Consider the following 16,962-nt stretch of genomic DNA (forward strand, 5'->3'; position numbering starts at 1 on the left):
GCTGATTTTTACAATATGTTGTTTTTTAAGGCTTTATAGATAAAGATAATCTGCTTGCGTCTACTTTAAGCTTCTACTCGCCTTTTTCGCGGGACAGTTAATCATATACCTTTGCAACATCGACAAAAGATTAAAGTTAACTGTAGTTTTTTGATAAGTATTAGTTAAGAAGATTGGGTATAAGGATTGCATGGAACCGGGCGTGCTTGGTTCCTTTTCTTGGCAAACATTATTTTTATTAACTATATATTGTATTATATGAAAAACATGCTTAAAATCGCAAAGAGTATTCTCCCGTTGCTGGGATTACTCTTGTCTTTGTCACTTTCGGCACAAGATGTTGCAGTGAAAGGACATGTGAAAGACCACACAGGCGAACCACTGATTGGGGCTAACATCTTGATAAAGGGTACCTCTGTGGGAACTATCTCTGATGTGGACGGTAACTTTACTTTGAAAGCTGCCGTCAATGATATTCTCTCCATTACATGTATCGGTTTTAAGGGCCAGGAACTGACGGTTACCGGCAGCAATACACCGCTCGTCATCACTTTGCAGGAAGACACGGAGATGCTGGACGAAGTCGTTGTAATCGGTTACGGTCAAGTGAAGAAAGGAGATGTCACTGGTTCTCTGCTAACTGTGAAGCCGGACGAGCTGAACAAAGGAAAGCAATTGACTGCCGAAGACGCTCTGGTGGGTAAGGTTGCCGGTGTGAACATTGTACCGGGCAGTGGTGCTCCGGGCAGCGGCGGCACCATCCGTATCCGTATGGGAGCTTCTTTGTCAGCAGACAACGACCCACTGATAGTTATCGACGGTGTGCCTGTCAGCAACGCCTCCATCAGCTCTATCAACCCGAATGACATTGCTTCGTTTACGGTATTGAAAGATGCTTCGGCAACAGCCATCTACGGTTCGCGTGCCTCCAACGGTGTCATCATTATCACTACGAAGAAAGGAAACACCGACGGTGTTTCACGTCCCTCTTTCAGCTACAGTGCCAACGTGACGGTGGGCAATGTGTATAAGAAACTGGATGTACTTTCCGCTTCCGAATATCGCGAAGCCTTTGCCAAGTATGCCAATGCTCCGGAGGCTTTCAAGCTGGGTGATGTCAATACCGACTGGCAGGATGAAATCTACCGCGTGGCAATGGGTACAGACCACAACCTCTCCATAACTGGTGCTTTGAAGAATATGCCTTACCGCGTGTCCGTGGGCTATACTAACCAGAACGGTACGTTGAAAAACAACAACTACCAGCGCCTCAATGCCAGTATCGGTTTGTCGCCCAAGTTCTTCGACAAGCATCTCTCTGTTGACATCAATATCAAGGGTAGCATCGAGGACGAAAAGCCTGTTTCCACCAGTGTCATCGGAAGTGCCGTAGGTTTCGACCCTACACGCCCTGTATATCAGAACTATGACGGTAATGTAGGTTTGGGGTACTATATGTGGATGGGTGCAAGTAATACCCCCATCACGCTAGCTGCCTCAAATCCCGTCTCCGACTTGGAACTTGCCGACAAGCAGAACAAGACCAAACGCTCCATCGGTAATATTGCCCTCGATTATAAAATACACGGTTTTGAAGACTTTCGACTGAACCTGAACGTGGGGTATGATTTCCTGACGGAAGACAAACACGATAACATGCCTGACTTGGCCCCCGCCATGTACACCGGCAACGAACAGGATGGTACCGGAAAGCGTTATACATATCATAGCGACAAACGCAATACACTACTCGACTTCTATGCCAACTATGCCAAAGACTTCAACGACCATAACCTCAATGCCATGGCTGGTTACGGCTGGCAACGTTTCTGGTACAAGAACCATGATACCACTACCGACACCAAGGGTGAGGATCTTACCTCTCCCAAGCACGAGGAAGCTGAACTCTACCTGCTCTCCTTCTACGGTCGATTGAACTACTCTTGGAAACAGCGTTATATGCTGACTGCTACGTTACGTGCCGATGCTTCTTCTCGCTTCTCGCCCGAGACCCGTTGGGGCTACTTCCCTTCCGTAGCCGCTGCATGGCGTGTGAACGATGAGGCTTTCTTGGCAGACAACAAAGTAGTGTCCGACCTAAAACTCCGTTTGAGCTACGGTCAGACCGGCCAGCAGTCCATCGGTTCCTACTACCAGCATTTGTCCACCTATACTGCATCTTACGATGAGTCCAGATACTTGTTCGGTAACAAGTGGTACACCACCTACCGCCCCAACGGCTACGATCCCAACATTAAATGGGAGACTACGGAAACTTACAACATCGGCATCGACTACGGTTTCTTGAACAACCGCATCTCGGGTACGATTGACTACTACTGGCGTAACACGAAAGACCTGCTGAACGACATTTTTGTACCTGCCGGCAGTAACTTCACCAACCGTATCGAAACCAACATCGGTGATATGGAAAGCAAAGGTCTTGAAATCGGTGTGAACTTGGTTCCCATCCAGACCAAAGATTGGGAATGGAACATCAGCGGTAACTTCACTTGGAATGCCTCAAAGATTACCAAGCTGAACACCATCGACAACGAGAGCAACTACGTAAAGACAGGTAACGCCGGAGGTACAGGCCGCTATCTGCAAGTACACATGGTAGGAGAGACTCCGAATACCTACTATCTACTGAAGCAAGCTTATGACGAAAACGGACAGCCGCTGGACGGTAAATACATTGCCAAAGACGGCTCCATCACTTCTAGCGAAGAAGACTCTAACAAGTACGTCACCGGTAAGAGTTCCAAGGCCCCTTACTATTGCGGTCTGTCCACCCGTCTGTCCTACAAGAATTGGGATTTGGGCATCAACGGACACGGTAGCTTCGGTTTCTATGTCTATAACTATGTGGCTGCTTCCAACTCCTTGGATGCACTCTATGGCAGCAACGGCGTTTCCAGCAACATCCTGCGTTCTACGCTCGAAAACAAGTTTACGCAAGACCGCCAGTTCACCGACCATTTCCTGGAGAGAGGCAACTTCTTCCGTATAGACAATATCACCATCGGTCATACGTTCAATAAACTGTGGAACGACGGGACATCGCTCCGTCTCTCCTTCGCCGTACAGAATGTATGCACTTTGAGCGGATACTCCGGTCTCGATCCGGAGCTTTATGACGGAATCGATAAAAACATCTATCAGCGTCCGCGTACGTTCATGCTGGGAGTTAACCTTAATTTTTAATGACTAAAAACAGATACATGATTATGAAAGCTAGATATTTCAAATTAGTAACAGTATGTTTGCTGGCCGTGTCACTTTTTGCTTCTTGCCTGGGCGACCTGGATACATTGCCGCTGGATGATAACGAACTGACAGGTGAGATGGTGTACTCTACTCCCGAGGGCTATATCGGCATGATTGCCAAGTGTTATGCTGCCCTGATACAGACAGGGCAGAAGGGTGGTGACGGAGGAGACGGTGATGTGTCGGGCATCGATGAAGGATATTCCGGTTATACTCGTGCCTTGTTCTACTTGCAGGAAGCTTGTACGGACGAAATCGTATTCCAGTCCGGTGGCAGCAAGGGTGTACGTGCCATGCTTTACTTGAATTGGGATGCTTCTACCGAGATTGTGGGTTATCCTTATTACCGTCTTTTCATGACCATCAACTATTGCAACGAGTTCCTGCGTGAATGTACAGAGGGCAAATTGCAGGAGAGAGGTGTGTATGAAGCCTTGAAAGACGAGTATCAATACTATTGTGCCGAAGCCCGCTTCATCCGTGCTTATAGTTACAGCATGCTCTGCGACCTTTACGGTTCTACACCCTTCGTGGACGAAACGATGGAAGTAGGTGACATGCCCGAGCAAGCCACTCGCGAGGAAATCTACAACTTTGTGGTGTCCGAACTGGAAGAATTGACCACCCTGCTGAAAGAACCCAAAAAGAACGAATATGCCCGTGTGGACCGTGTAGCAGCCTGGTTCTTGCTGTCACGTGTTTACTTGAATGCCGAAACTTGGGTAGGAAAGAATGAATACACAAACGCATACAAATATGCCAAAAAGGTAATTACGGAAGGTAATTATCCGCTGGCCTCCGATTATCGCCACATCTTCCTGGCAGACAATGAAACTTGTTCCGAAATCATCTGGCCCTTGGTGCAGGATGCAGACTATGCGCAAGGCAGCGCAGGTACTAACTTCTTGATTAAGGCGTTGATGAATGGAGATATGGGCAACTATATCCGGATAGGTGTGAACGGCACCTGGGGCAATGCCCGCGTAAAGACACAGCTGGTGGACATGTTCGAAGAAGCAGACCAGACTTTTGTGGCAGACGACATCTGGGGGAACGGCAAGAAAGACAAGCGTGCCCAATTCTTCTCTATCGGCCACACCAAGGAAACGTGGGTAGAAGGCAAGGAATTCCAGAGCGACTTTAATAACGGCTACGCCTGCATCAAGTGGAGAAACGTGCGCAAAGATGGCAGCGAACTGGAACCGGGCGGCACGAAGTATTCCTCTGTCGATTATCCGATATTCCGTACGGCAGATGCTTACTTGATGGCGGCTGAGGCTATTCTGCGCGGTGCCGAAGGCGGTTCGCGTACTGAAGCGTTGGAGTATGTGAATGAAATCAGAGACCGTGCCTACTTGTCCGGCAAATACGGTAATGGCGTATCGGGACGCATCAGCGACAGCCGGTTGAATCTTGATTTCCTTTTGGATGAACGTGCCCGCGAGTTGCACATGGAGCTGGTTCGCCGCACGGACCTGATTCGTTTTGGTAAGTTCACCAAGGGATATAACTGGGACTGGAAAGGTAGTGACAATGGCGTGGCAGGTTCTTACATGGGTAAGGATGTGGACGACAAATACAACCTCTTCCCCATTCCGCAGGACGAGTTTACCACCAATCCTAATTTGACACAAAATCCTGATTTCTTGAACTGAAGAGCTTTATTATCCTATGAATTTTAGATTGAAACGAACCGTTTTTTCTACCATTCTTTTTGCCGCATCGGCTGTGCATACATCGTCGTATGCACAAGCCACGCGCGAAGAAATCTTCGATAACATTGCCGTTACCGGAGGAGTGTATTATGCCTATCCGGCACCGGGTGTACAGACCAAGGCACCGGAGGGTTACGAGCCTTTCTATATCAGTCACTTCGGACGTCATGGCTCGCGCTGGCTGATTTCTGACGAGGAGTATATCCGTGTGATGGAAGTGTTTGAAAAGGCACATCAGGCAGGTAAACTTACTCCGCTGGGCGAAGATGTGCGCAAGCGGTTGGCTATTGTCTGGGCAGATGCCGAAGGACGCGGTGGAGACTTGAGCCCAGTGGGCGTGGATCAGCAGCGCGGTATTGCCGAACGTATGTATCAGGCATTTCCCGAAGTCTTTAAAGGTGCGCCGGAGATGTCGGCATGTGCTACACTCGTAATACGTTGCGTACTCAGTATGGATGCCTTCTGCGAACGTCTGAAGGAATTCAATCCCCAGCTGAAGATTGAGCGTGAATCCAGCAACAAATACATGCCTTACTTGAACTTTCATACGCAGGAAGCCATGAAGTTCACTTCGCACAAGGGCCCTTGGTACGAGGAGTTCCGCAAATTCGAGAAGAGCCATGTTCGTCCCGAACGTCTGATGAACTCACTTTTCTCCGATAAAGAGTTTGTCCATAAACGTGTGAATCCGGAGGAACTGATGCGCGGTCTTTATGCGATAGCCTCGGACATGCAGGACGTGGAGCAGGAAGTATCGTTCTATGATATTTTTGAGAAGCAGGAGTTGTTCGACATCTGGCAGATACACAACTACAAGAACTACGTGTGCGACGGTCCCTCGCCCATGACCAACGGACTGATGGTGGCAAACGCCAAACCGACTCTGGAGAACATCATTGACGCTGCCGACGAGGCTATTGCTTCGGGTAGAAACTCGGCTACTTTCCGCTTTGCACATGATGGAAACATTATCCCCCTGGCAGGATTGATGAAGTTGGAGAACTGCTATAACGAGGAGGCCGACCCCGATAAGTTCTATCAGGCGTGGTGCAACTACAAGGTTGCGCCGATGGCAGGAAATATACAGCTGGTGTTCTTCCGCAAGAAAGGCTCGCCGGAAGATGTGATTGTAAAACTGTTGCTGCACGAGCATGAAGTAAGTATCCCGGTGAAGACGGATATGTCTCCTTTCTATCACTGGCAAGATGTGAGAGCTTTTTATAAAGGAATTGTAGACAGTCTGCCCGACAGACCGTAACATATTCTTCATACTCCATACCGATTGCACGGTTTACGTTCGATTTTCTTTCCACAAGGGGAGCAAAAAACGGCGTAATCCGTGCAATTTGTGTCTTGTTCCTTCTCTTGTTCCTATTTTTTCCGTACTTTCGTATCAACTTAAAGAAGTAACGATATGAAGATACGTGTAGGTTTCGGCTTTGATGTCCACCAACTGGTGGCAGGGCGCGAGCTTTGGCTGGGCGGTATCCGCCTGGAACATGAAAAGGGATTGTTGGGGCACTCGGATGCAGACGTGCTCATCCATACTATCTGTGACGCATTGCTGGGAGCGGCGAATATGCGCGACATCGGCTATCATTTTCCCGATACTGCCGGTGAGTTCAAGAATATAGACAGCAAGATTCTGTTAAAGAAAACAATAGAACTGATAGCTGCTAAAGGCTATTTGGTGGGTAATATTGATGCTACCATCTGCGCTGAGCGGCCTAAGTTGAAGTCCTATATTCCCGAAATGCAACGTACGCTTGCCGCGGTGATGGGAATAGACGAGGATGACATCTCCATCAAGGCCACCACCACGGAGAAACTCGGCTTTACGGGCAGGGAGGAAGGTATATCCGCCTATGCCACTGTATTGATAGTGAAGGAATGACATGAAATAATATCAACTCAATTTAATCATCCACTTATATGAAGAGAATCTCCTTGACTTTTTGTCTTGCACTCTTGTCCTTCTTGTTCTGCCCGGCACAAGTATCGCCTTTGCAGTTCGACAAGAACGGAGAGTTTAAAATCGTCCAGTTTACGGACGTCCACTTCAAGTATCGCAATCCGGCTTCGGACATCGCTTTGAAGCGTATCGGCGAAGTGCTTGATGCCGAGCGCCCCGATTTGGTAGTCTTTACCGGTGATGTAGTCTATGCCGCACCTGCCGATACGGCCATGCGTAAGGTGCTTTCCTATGCTGCAGACCGTAAGATTCCTTTTGTCGTAACCTTTGGCAACCACGACAACGAGCAGGGAAAGACACGTGCCGAACTCTATGACGTCATCCGCTCCATCCCCTTCAATATCCAGCCCGACCGTGGCGGAGTGGAATCGCCCGACTGTGTCCTCACCCTGAAGTCCTCGGACGGCAGAAAGGACGCAGCCCTGCTTTACTGTCTGGATTCCCATTCCTACTCCAAACTGCCCGACGTAAAGGGATACGACTGGCTCACTTTCGACCAGGTGAACTGGTACCGTCGGCAGAGTGCCGCTTATAAAGCAAAGAACGGCGGACAACCTTTGCCTGCACTGGCATTCTTCCACATTCCTTTGCCGGAATATAACGAGGCCGCTTCCGACGAGAACGCCATACTGATAGGTACCCGCATGGAAAAGGCGTGTGCCCCGGTACTGAATACGGGTATGTTCACTGCTATGAAAGAGGCCGGTGATGTGATGGGTATGTTTGTCGGACACGATCATGACAACGATTATGCCGTAATGTGGAAGGGTATTCTGCTGGCTTACGGCCGTTTCACCGGTGGGAATACCGAGTACAACCATCTGTCCAACGGTGCGCGTGTCATTGTGATGAAGGAAGGCGCCCGTACTTTCACTACCTGGATTCGTCTGAAAGGTGGCGAAATCGTTGATAAGACGGTCTACCCCGACAGCTATGTGAAGGACGACTGGCGTAAGCGCCCGTTGGTGACGGAATAGGTCTGCCCCGCGAGGGTGGTTTCCTGATAGCCCGAAGTCTATGCCCCTTCGCTGCAAGCATTACTCTTCTTACTGTACGAGATGCCCATCTCATACTGCATGAGATGTACATCTCGAACAGTGTGAGATGGGCATCTCGTGCAGTAAGAGCAATAGCCCTCCTTCTCTTCACCTCCGGTGTTCTCTTTCCTCCCCTCTATTCTTTCTGTCCGGATGTGGCAGCCTTACCGTCATTCACCTTTGGCTTTATTCATTTTGATGCAAACAGTTGCCGTGTCGGCTGATTTTATTAATTTTGCCGGAAGAAAAAAGAATGCCTTATGGACAGGATAAGAACCGGATTAGCCGCTTACGGAATGTCGGGACGTGTTTTTCATGCTCCCTTCATCTCCGTCAGCCCCCATTTTGAATTGACTGCCATTACGGAGCGCAGCAAGGAACTCTCCCGCGGGAAGTATCCCGACGCATGTATTGTGAGGAGCTTTGATGCGCTTATCGGACTGGAAGGGCTGGATTTGGTTGTCATCAACACACCGGACGGCACCCATTATGAATATGCCCGCCGTGCCCTCGAAGCAGGCAAGCATGTGATTGTGGAAAAACCTTTCACCACTACTGTAGCGGAAGCAGAGGAACTTGTGGCGCTTGCCGCGAGCCGGGGGCTGACCCTGAGCGTTTACCAGAACCGGCGATGGGATGGCGATTTCTTGACAGTCAGTCAAATACTGTCCGAAGGCTTGCTGGGGCATCTGGTGGAGTTTGAATCTACCTTTCCCCGTTACCGTAATTTCGTCAGGCCGGATACTTGGAAGGAGACCGGAAAGGATGGCGGTGGACTGACCTATAACCTGGGTGCTCACGTCATAGACCAGGCTGTGCAACTCTTCGGGATGCCCGAAGCTGTTTTCGCGGATATTGCCACGTTGCGCAAGGACGGCAAGGTGGACGATTATTTCATTATCCATTTGTTGCGTCCCTCGAAAGCGCCCGAAGTGAGGATAACACTGAAGTCCAGTTATCTGATGTGCGCGAACGAACCCCGTTTCGTTCTTCATGGCAGGGAAGGGTCTTACGTGAAGTATGGTCTCGACCCTCAGGAAGCGGCCTTGACCGAGGGGCTGCTGCCCGGCACTCCGCACTGGGGCGAGGAAGACAAATCTTTCTGGGGACTGCTTCATACCGAAAGGGACGGCAAAGTCGTGCGTGAACCGTATCCGAGTCTTCCCGGTGATTATGCAGCCTTTTACGACAATATCTATCAGCATATCCGTTGCGGCAAACCGTTGCAGAGCGACGCTCGGGAGGTGGTCGGAGTCATCCGACTGATAGAGGCAGCCTGGGAGAGTAGCCGTATGCAGCGTGTGGTTCGTATCTGAGAAAGCCCTTTACTTGGCAGCGCCTTGCAGCTTGACATGGGTCAGCCGGGTATATTTGGTGCTTCCTATTAAATAGGTACGTGCTATGCGTGCCGATGCTATTGCCATGATTTCCCCTGTTTGGTAGGCGTGTTCCACGGCGGGCAGCCGGCATGATTTCCGGCTTGCCGTGCGTGCGTTTATCCGGATGCTGACGAAGTTGCCGACGGAGTCTCTTAGTTTCAACACTTGGCACACGTAGAAATAAGGAGTGGTTCCTTTGAGTTGTGTCTTGTACGGATTGTCCTCCAGTCGCACGCTGAGCACGGTCAGTGTCAGGTTCTTCACCTTTTCCCCTTCCTTCCCCAGAAAATGTCCGCCGGTGGTCTGGTACGTCTTTCTCCGTTGTATGTCGAGGTAAACCGAATGGTAAATCTTGGCAATCTGTACGAAACGTTCCTGCTTGGGGATGCGTGGCTGAAACTTGAAAGCTATCCACGCAAGGTAGGCGGGGTCTATACGGAGGATTTCGTGCAGGAAGTGCCCACGGTATTTTCCTATGGGGATGATGTCGTCTCCTTTGCTCTGCATTCTTTTGGCGTTGTGCTCCACAAGCAGCAGGCTGCGCGGCGAGTAGAAGCATAACGTGCTTGCCATCCGCAGCGTTTCGTGAATGTCGGTAGAAAGGTCGCAAATGTAGAAGATGGATTGTCTTTCGGGCAGTGGAGAGTAAACCCATAAAGTATATTGGGGATGTTCCGGCCGGGGCAGTACGACAAGATAAGCGCCCGCTTCCTTGTAAGGGGCTCTCCCTTGATTGTATGCATTCAACTTACTATACAGTAAGTCTTGTTCAGTCTGCGGTATACCGGGTATGATTGGATTTGCCATAGCTCGGAATAATTTATTTCAAATATACCTTTTTGGAATGAAAAAAGCAAGGGGAAGCCAAAAAATATCATAAATGTGTGTTGGTTATTTCCATGCGGCCTTGTTCTGTACCTGCCCTTTCACCATGTTGTTAGGAAAACTTACTTTTTCGAGTAAAGAGTGTTTCATTCAGTAATATTTTCTATATTTGCATTTCAATCTTTCCATTGTTTTTTATAAATGTTGGCTAATGTTTTGTGACGGTATTGCATAACCTTAAATGAAAACCTGATGGTACACTTATATAGATATATCATTTTAATAATCTGTCTTTGCACTACCCAAATGGTTTCCGCATACGGATTGAGATTTCGTGGTGCGGCCAGCCCTATCGATGAAAGAACATCCTATGACGTGTTTGCCCACAGTTCTCCCTCTTTCAAGGACTACTTCGACTTGGAGTTCAACATGGCCCTGTATTCTACCGAGAGTGTCGGCTATGTATTGCGGGTTAAAGGAGCTGACGAAGGACAGATTTTCAATCTTTTCTTTGATTTTCGTGGCGATGACATCTTGTTCCGTCTGAACCAGGAGGGGAAGTGTGTGTTGATAGCCTTGCCTGTCAGTAAGGCGGAGGCGATGAAATCCCATTGGTTTAAGGTAAAGATAGCTTTCAACCTGAAGCAGGATGAGATTACTCTCAGAATTCACAATCAAGAAAAGGTATGCAAAGGTGTGCTGCTCTCTGATGAGTTCAGTCCGAAAATAGTGTTCGGTAAGAGCGACCACATCATTGACGTTCCGGAGATAGCTATTGATAAGGTGGCTGTGAATGCCGATTGTACTTACACATTTCCCTTGGATGAGGCGGACGGAGAATCGGTCTGCAACCGGGAAGGTATTCTTTATGGAAAGGTGGAGAATCCGATATGGTTGATTAACGAGGCCTGCCACTGGAGGAAAGAGGGGGGCTTTGCGTCGGCATCGGAAGCTGGTTCCTGCTACAATGCCGACAGAAACGAGATTTATTATTTCAACCGTGATTCGTTGTTCGTCTACAATATGGAGACGGGAAGCACTTCTGCCAAGGCTTTTGCCGAACGGTGCCCCGTGAAGCTGTTTCTTGCCGGCAGTTTCTTCGATAGTGGCAGTGAAAGGCTCTATGCCTACGAGGTGTATGCCGAGAATGGAGAAACGGAGCCTATGATAGCGAGTTTGGATTTGCAGACGTTGAGCTGGAGGGTGGAGAGCTACAGTCGGCTGAACATGCAATTGCATCATCACTGCTCCTATTATGATGCAGTTCGCAAACGTTACACCATCTTCGGCGGCTTCGGCAATATGTACTACAGCAATAAGTTCTATATGTTCAATGCGGAGGAGGGACGTTGGGAGACGCAGGGTTCTCTGTCCGGCGATTTTCTTTGTCCGCGCTATTTCTCTTCGGCCGGTTATCTGGACAGTAATCATTCTGTCTATGTTTTCGGCGGTATGGGCAATGAATCGGGCGACCAGGTGGTAGGCCGTCGCTATTTTCACGACCTTTATAAAGTGGATTTGCAAGAAATGCGTGTGCAGAAACTTTGGGACATTTCAGAAGGACAACCTAATGTGGTTCCGGTGCAGGATATGGTTATACTGAATGACTCTTGTTTCTATGTTTTGCGTTATCCCGAAAGTGTGTCCAACTCGTTTTTGCATCTCTACCGTTTTTCTGTAGAAGACGGCAGTTTTCATATATTGGGTGATTCCATTTCCATTTACTCCGATAAAATTACCACGAACGCTCGTCTTTATTACAACGAGCGCCAAAGCAGGCTTTTTGTGACCGTGCAGGAAACAAGCGACGACGTGTCTTCCAGATTTTCCGTCTATTCTCTGCTCTTCCCGCCGGTTTCTCTTGACAAATATACTGCACATAACGGTGGAGGAAATGCTTCGCATGCGTGGCTTGTACTGGTAGCCGCGGTTGTGGCTGTAGCTGGCGGCAGCGTATGGATGTACAAGTGGCGTCGAAACTCCGGCAAGGGCGAGGATAGCGAAACCGCGAGAGGCGACAAGGAGCAACTTCCTGATGCTTCTGATGCAAAGGTAGAGAAGATGGCGGCAGATACGGGAGTTGCCAATTCGGTGTATTTGTTCGGTGATTTTTCTGTTTTCGACCGGAACGGACGCAATATTTCTTATATGTTTTCCTTGCGTATCAAGCAGATATTCTGTCTCATTTTGCGTTATAGCGATGCCGACGGAATTTCTTCCAAGCAACTGAGCGATTTGATATGGCCCGACAAGCCAAAGGACAAAGTGAAAAACTCGCGTGGAGTAGCCATCAATCACCTGCGCAAAATTCTAAAAGAATTGAATGGCATAGAACTGGTTTACGAAAAAGGATGTTTCCGCTTCACGCTGTCCTCCGGTTTTTATTGCGACTACTTGCGCTTTATGGCGATAGTTGCCGAAAACCGGATAGAGGAATGCCGGCAAGAGTTTTTGCATATCGTAGGGCGTGGCAAGTTTGTAGGTTTTATGGACGGTCCGTTGTTCGACGGTTTCAAGCAAGATGTGGAGTGCCGTTTGGAGGTGTTTGTCTTGCAACTGATGAAGAAGGCTTTCGAGGCACAGGATTATTCGGAAGCTGTGAGCTTGGCCGAAGCGGAATTCAATATCGACCCGGTGAACGAGACGGCTTTGTACTGTTGCATCAAGTCACTTTTCATGCTCAAGCATGAGAATGCCGCTATTGGCACTTACCAGAGATTCGTGGCGGAATACAAAAAATACACGGGGGAGGATTATCCTCATCCTTTCAGTCTTTACTGGAGTTAGTTTCCCGGCACGTTGCATCCGGTGCTTCCAGTCTTTTCTCTTTTTGTTCTTCGGTCTGCCTCTTTCAGCTTGTCCGATAACTCTTGTCATGTTACATCTATGGCTGATAACTGTTTGCAAAGCAAAAAACTTTTGACTTCAGTTGCATATTCAGGGTACCTCAGTTGTATACTTAGGGTGCCTTAGTCATATACAGAGATAGGACTATTATGAGACTTTTGATAATCAATTCTTTAAGAATTAAGGCTCCGGCATTGATAAAAGGAGACAAATGGACTGTTGGAAATGGGAATTTGGTAGAGCGTGCGATAATTGCTTGACTTGCGTTGCCCATTTCAAAACTAGAAGAGCCGAATGAATCCTTTTCTTTCCTTTCTTTTATGGGTTAAAATGGCTCGGATTAATGCTTTTTTTATCCCATTATACTCAAATTAACCCTAAAATTAACCCATAAGAAATCAAATTTGTAGTCGAAGGGGCGGTTTATAATGCCCTGAGGCTGATGTGGTCGATTGGCATCGGCTCCTTTGTTGTATTAACTTCTAATAATAATTAAACTATGAAACAGGCAAAAAAACTGAAAGTCTTCGGACTGATGACCATGCTTATAAGTATGGTGTTCATGGTAAGCTCCTGCTCGGATGACGATACGGACGGAGGGGGGGTATCTTATGGCAAGGTGACGGGCGTTGTCACTGACGATTTATCTTTTCCCCTTGAAGGGGTAACGGTTCAGGTCGATGGTTCCGGTATAACGGCTACACCGGACGGTCCGCGGGCCACGACAAATTCACAGGGTGTATATACACTCGAAAACATTTCAATAGGTACACATATAATTACATTTACGAAAGCCGATTATCAGACGGTAAGTGTTACCGTCGTAGCTGAAAAATTCAATGAAGAACAAGTAGCCGAAGTCAGTCCTAAGATGGAGTATGCAGCTGCAAAAATCAAAGGAAAAGTGACCGATGCAGGAAAGGGTAGTGCTCCGTTGGAAGGAGTGACAGTCAGCATCAGCTCCACGCAGACTACCACCACCGGAAGCGACGGTACGTTTGAAATCGGCAACTTGCCACTGGCCGACTATACCGTTACCTTCACGAAAGAGGGTTATGCTTCTATCGTGAAGAAAGTGGTTATGGCCGACTTTACGGATGGCATTGCTACTACAGACGTGCGCATGGGGGGAACGGAAATCCTGCGCGGACTGACCATCGACGACTTGAAAGCTGCCGAAAAATGGTATTATAACGAATACCGCGGTGGACGAAACGCCGAAAGCTATCCCCACTGGGACTGGGCTTGCAACTACATGTGTACGATGGACTTCCGTGGCGACTGGGAAGAGCAGAACGAAGGTACCACTCTCCGTATCCGCAACAATGAGGCCGACCGTAGCAATCCGGCAGATATGGAAGTGTTCGATTCATTTGTCTTCGGTAGCAAGCTCATTACACCCGACAACTACATTATGACACTCCAGATCCGTACGCACAATGCTGATGACGCTGCTCCGGCTTACTATGGTGTGCAGGTGGTAGACTTGTCTGAGGCCGATCCGAAAGCCAAGATGATTGGCGATGTCAGAACCTATGCTTCCGGTGATTACGGTTCAGTCCCAGTAGACCTGAGCGAATACATCGGTAAGGAAATCATCATCGCCATCGGTACTTTCCGCGCCCAGACAGGCGACTATTGGAAACAGCTGGTATTGCGCCGCATCTCGTTTGCCACAGAGGTGGTTAAAGGCTGGGGCTGGTTGCCGGGTACCGAAATCGCAAAGCTGGAAGGTTGGAAGATGACGCACGAGATGGTACGCTCCACCATGCCGCATATCAAGTCGCAGTTTACCGGTATCAATCCCATTGAAGGAAACCGTGATAACTATGTGGACGCTTATCGTGCTTGGCGCGAGGTAGACCACGTATGTGCCGAGTGGTCGTATATGCCGTTGACCAAAGACCCCGAAGTATTCCCTTCCGAGGGTTATCTGATTAAGACACGCGGTGGAAACGCTGTAAGCACTACCGTGCCCGAATCTTACTTCTATGCCAAGTTTTCCATTGCTTCCGGACGCAACAAGCTGACGCTGAAGACGCGTAACTTCAGCGCCACCAACGCCACCTTCTTCAAGGTGACAGCCATTCGTATGGACGGAACTGTTACCCACTTGGCACCTGTCTCTAATACAGCTCGGTTTGCCGAAGCGGCTGCCGACGGTTGCTGGAAGTTTATCCACGAGGCCGGAGGAAAGGGCGATTCGGAAGGATATGCCGATTTCGTTTACGATTTGTCTCAGTTCAACGGAGAAGACGTGATGTTGACCATCGGCATCTTTAAGGGCGAAGCGAATGACGATGAGAACAAGCTGGTGATGCGTGGCATAACAATGGAATAACAAACTACTGATATTTAATTATTCTTGAAGCTTTCCCCTTGCTTCTTTCCGCATCTTATGGAAGAAGGAGGAGGGAAGTCTGAGGAAACTAATAGTATGTATGAACAGAATGAAAAAATTATTTACTTTACTGACTTTGCTTTTATGGACGTTAGTGGCTTGCAGCAACGATTCGGCCGCTGATGAAAAGCCGGGTAGTGGGGAGACGGATATTCCTGCGGGTAATCTTCCTATGCAGAACGTGGCGCGTGCCATAGAACTGATTGACAATGCCGTGGAGTGCTATTTCAGGGGTACGGGCATGGCTATGTCACGTTATTACAATCCTTATACCGGCAATCGTTCCAGCGAGTTGGGCAGTGTGTGGATGTACACCAGTTCCATTGAGGCTGTAAACGCTGCGATGAAAGCCATGAAGACCGGACAGGCAAAGGGAGAAACGGCTCTTTATGATTCTCACTTTAATCGTTACAAGGAACTTTTGACTCAACTTTATGATAATTTGGAGTATTATGCAGGTACTTTCACGCTGACCTCTTATACGCAGACCAGGCAGTGGACGGTATACGGCGTAGACCGTGGTTCCGATAAGGGAGCTGCTCAGGTGGAAGGCGTACTCAATGTCTACGACGACCAGATGTGGCTGATACGCGAACTGCTGGAATCCTATCACATCACCGGTGAGCAGCGCTACCTGGATAAGGCGGAATACCTGGCAGAGTATGTGCTCGATGGCTGGGACTGCACGCTCGACGAGCAGGGCAGACAGCTGGGAGGCATCACCTGGGGCCCCGGTTATCTCTCCAAGCACTCTTGCAGCAATGGCCCTATGGTCAGCCCGCTGGTATGGCTACACGAGATTTATAAAGGAAAGTCCGATGAAGTGACCTACGGCTACGTGGATACGGACAACAGCCGCAAGCTGCGTACAGAGAAGAAGGCCGATTACTACCTGAACTTTGCCAAGGTCATTTACGACTGGCAGAAGGCACATCTGTTGCGCCCCGACGGCGTGTACGACGATATGATGGGTGGAGCTGAATCGCCTGAGATAGAATATGTCACTATTGACGGTCTACGCTATCGGAAAGGCACCAAGCTGCGCGACCGCGTAGGTCCCGCCATCACTTACAACAGCGGTACGATGCTTTCCGGTGCAGCCGACCTCTATCGGGCAACCAGCGATGCCGCTTACCGCACGGACTTGGCTGCATTGACCGACAAGAGCTTTGTCTATTTTGCCAAGGAGGACGCCTCCAAGCCGGGTTGCTATGCCTTCGACATCAGCGGCTTCCGCAATTGGTTCAATGGCGTGCTGATGCGCGGATATGTAGATGCCTCTGCGGCGCACACCGCTGCATCGGGCTGTATCGCGGCTTTCCAGCACAACTTGGATTATGCCTACGATAACTACCTCTACAAACAGATGCTTCCTACCAATTTGCTGGTGGGCTGGAACAAAGCCGAGAAGAGCAAGAACAATGTGGAAGCAATGTTCACTTTTGCTTTTGCAGCCGAGTATGCAGTGTTGGCGAATTATGAATGGAGCAAAAATTAATTTAAAAAATAATGGACT

10 protein-coding genes are annotated in these 16,962 nt (G+C 48.8%); 9 read left to right on the forward strand and 1 reads right to left on the reverse strand.

The annotated features are described in order from the left end of the window. Positions 1 to 258 precede the first annotated feature (258 nt). The 6 genes from E5355_RS10510 to E5355_RS10535 all read left to right on the forward strand — a co-directional run bounded on the left by E5355_RS10510 (position 259) and on the right by E5355_RS10535 (position 9,310). Positions 259 to 3,207: a SusC/RagA family TonB-linked outer membrane protein gene (locus E5355_RS10510; protein ID WP_136010330.1), complete on the forward strand. Its 2,949-nt coding sequence runs from the start codon at positions 259 to 261 to the stop codon at positions 3,205 to 3,207. A 23-nt stretch (positions 3,208 to 3,230) separates the two neighbouring features. Continuing rightward, a complete protein-coding gene (locus tag E5355_RS10515) occupies positions 3,231 to 4,925 on the forward strand; it encodes a RagB/SusD family nutrient uptake outer membrane protein (protein WP_136010331.1) in 1,695 nt (564 codons plus the stop codon). 16 nt (positions 4,926 to 4,941) lie between these two features. Beyond that, positions 4,942 to 6,243: a histidine-type phosphatase gene (locus E5355_RS10520; RefSeq protein WP_136010332.1), complete on the forward strand. Its 1,302-nt coding sequence runs from the start codon at positions 4,942 to 4,944 to the stop codon at positions 6,241 to 6,243. Positions 6,244 to 6,399: 156 nt separating this feature from the next. Beyond that, on the forward strand, positions 6,400 to 6,879 hold the full coding sequence (ispF, locus tag E5355_RS10525) for a 2-C-methyl-D-erythritol 2,4-cyclodiphosphate synthase (RefSeq protein ID WP_005833434.1): 480 nt from the start codon (positions 6,400 to 6,402) through the stop codon (positions 6,877 to 6,879). Positions 6,880 to 6,917: 38 nt separating this feature from the next. Further along, complete coding sequence (locus tag E5355_RS10530; protein WP_136010333.1) at positions 6,918 to 7,934, forward strand: metallophosphoesterase family protein; 1,017 nt, start codon at positions 6,918 to 6,920, stop codon at positions 7,932 to 7,934. A 320-nt stretch (positions 7,935 to 8,254) separates the two neighbouring features. After that, the gene (locus E5355_RS10535; RefSeq protein ID WP_136010334.1) at positions 8,255 to 9,310 is read left to right on the forward strand and encodes a Gfo/Idh/MocA family oxidoreductase; all 1,056 of its coding nucleotides are present in this window, start codon (positions 8,255 to 8,257) and stop codon (positions 9,308 to 9,310) included. Between the two features lie 9 nt (positions 9,311 to 9,319). Here the strand turns inward: E5355_RS10535 and E5355_RS10540 are convergent, their stop codons facing one another. Further along, positions 9,320 to 10,180 carry a hypothetical protein gene (locus tag E5355_RS10540; RefSeq protein ID WP_136010335.1) on the reverse strand — a complete coding sequence of 287 codons (861 nt, stop codon included), beginning with the start codon at positions 10,178 to 10,180 and terminating at the stop codon, positions 9,320 to 9,322. 270 nt (positions 10,181 to 10,450) lie between these two features. Here E5355_RS10540 and E5355_RS10545 point away from each other — a divergent pair, with 270 nt between their 5' ends. From E5355_RS10545 to E5355_RS10555, 3 genes are all read left to right on the forward strand, one after another. Beyond that, positions 10,451 to 12,985, forward strand: a complete 2,535-nt coding sequence (locus E5355_RS10545) for a hypothetical protein (protein ID WP_136010336.1) — start codon at positions 10,451 to 10,453, stop codon at positions 12,983 to 12,985. 559 nt (positions 12,986 to 13,544) lie between these two features. Beyond that, positions 13,545 to 15,386 carry an MSCRAMM family protein gene (locus tag E5355_RS10550; protein ID WP_136010337.1) on the forward strand — a complete coding sequence of 614 codons (1,842 nt, stop codon included), beginning with the start codon at positions 13,545 to 13,547 and terminating at the stop codon, positions 15,384 to 15,386. Between the two features lie 100 nt (positions 15,387 to 15,486). Then, complete coding sequence (locus E5355_RS10555; protein ID WP_136010338.1) at positions 15,487 to 16,944, forward strand: glycoside hydrolase family 76 protein; 1,458 nt, start codon at positions 15,487 to 15,489, stop codon at positions 16,942 to 16,944. The last annotated feature ends 18 nt before the right edge of the window (positions 16,945 to 16,962 follow it).

Source organism: Bacteroides muris (ex Afrizal et al. 2022) (assembly GCF_004793475.1).
Lineage (GTDB): Bacteria > Bacteroidota > Bacteroidia > Bacteroidales > Bacteroidaceae > Bacteroides > Bacteroides muris.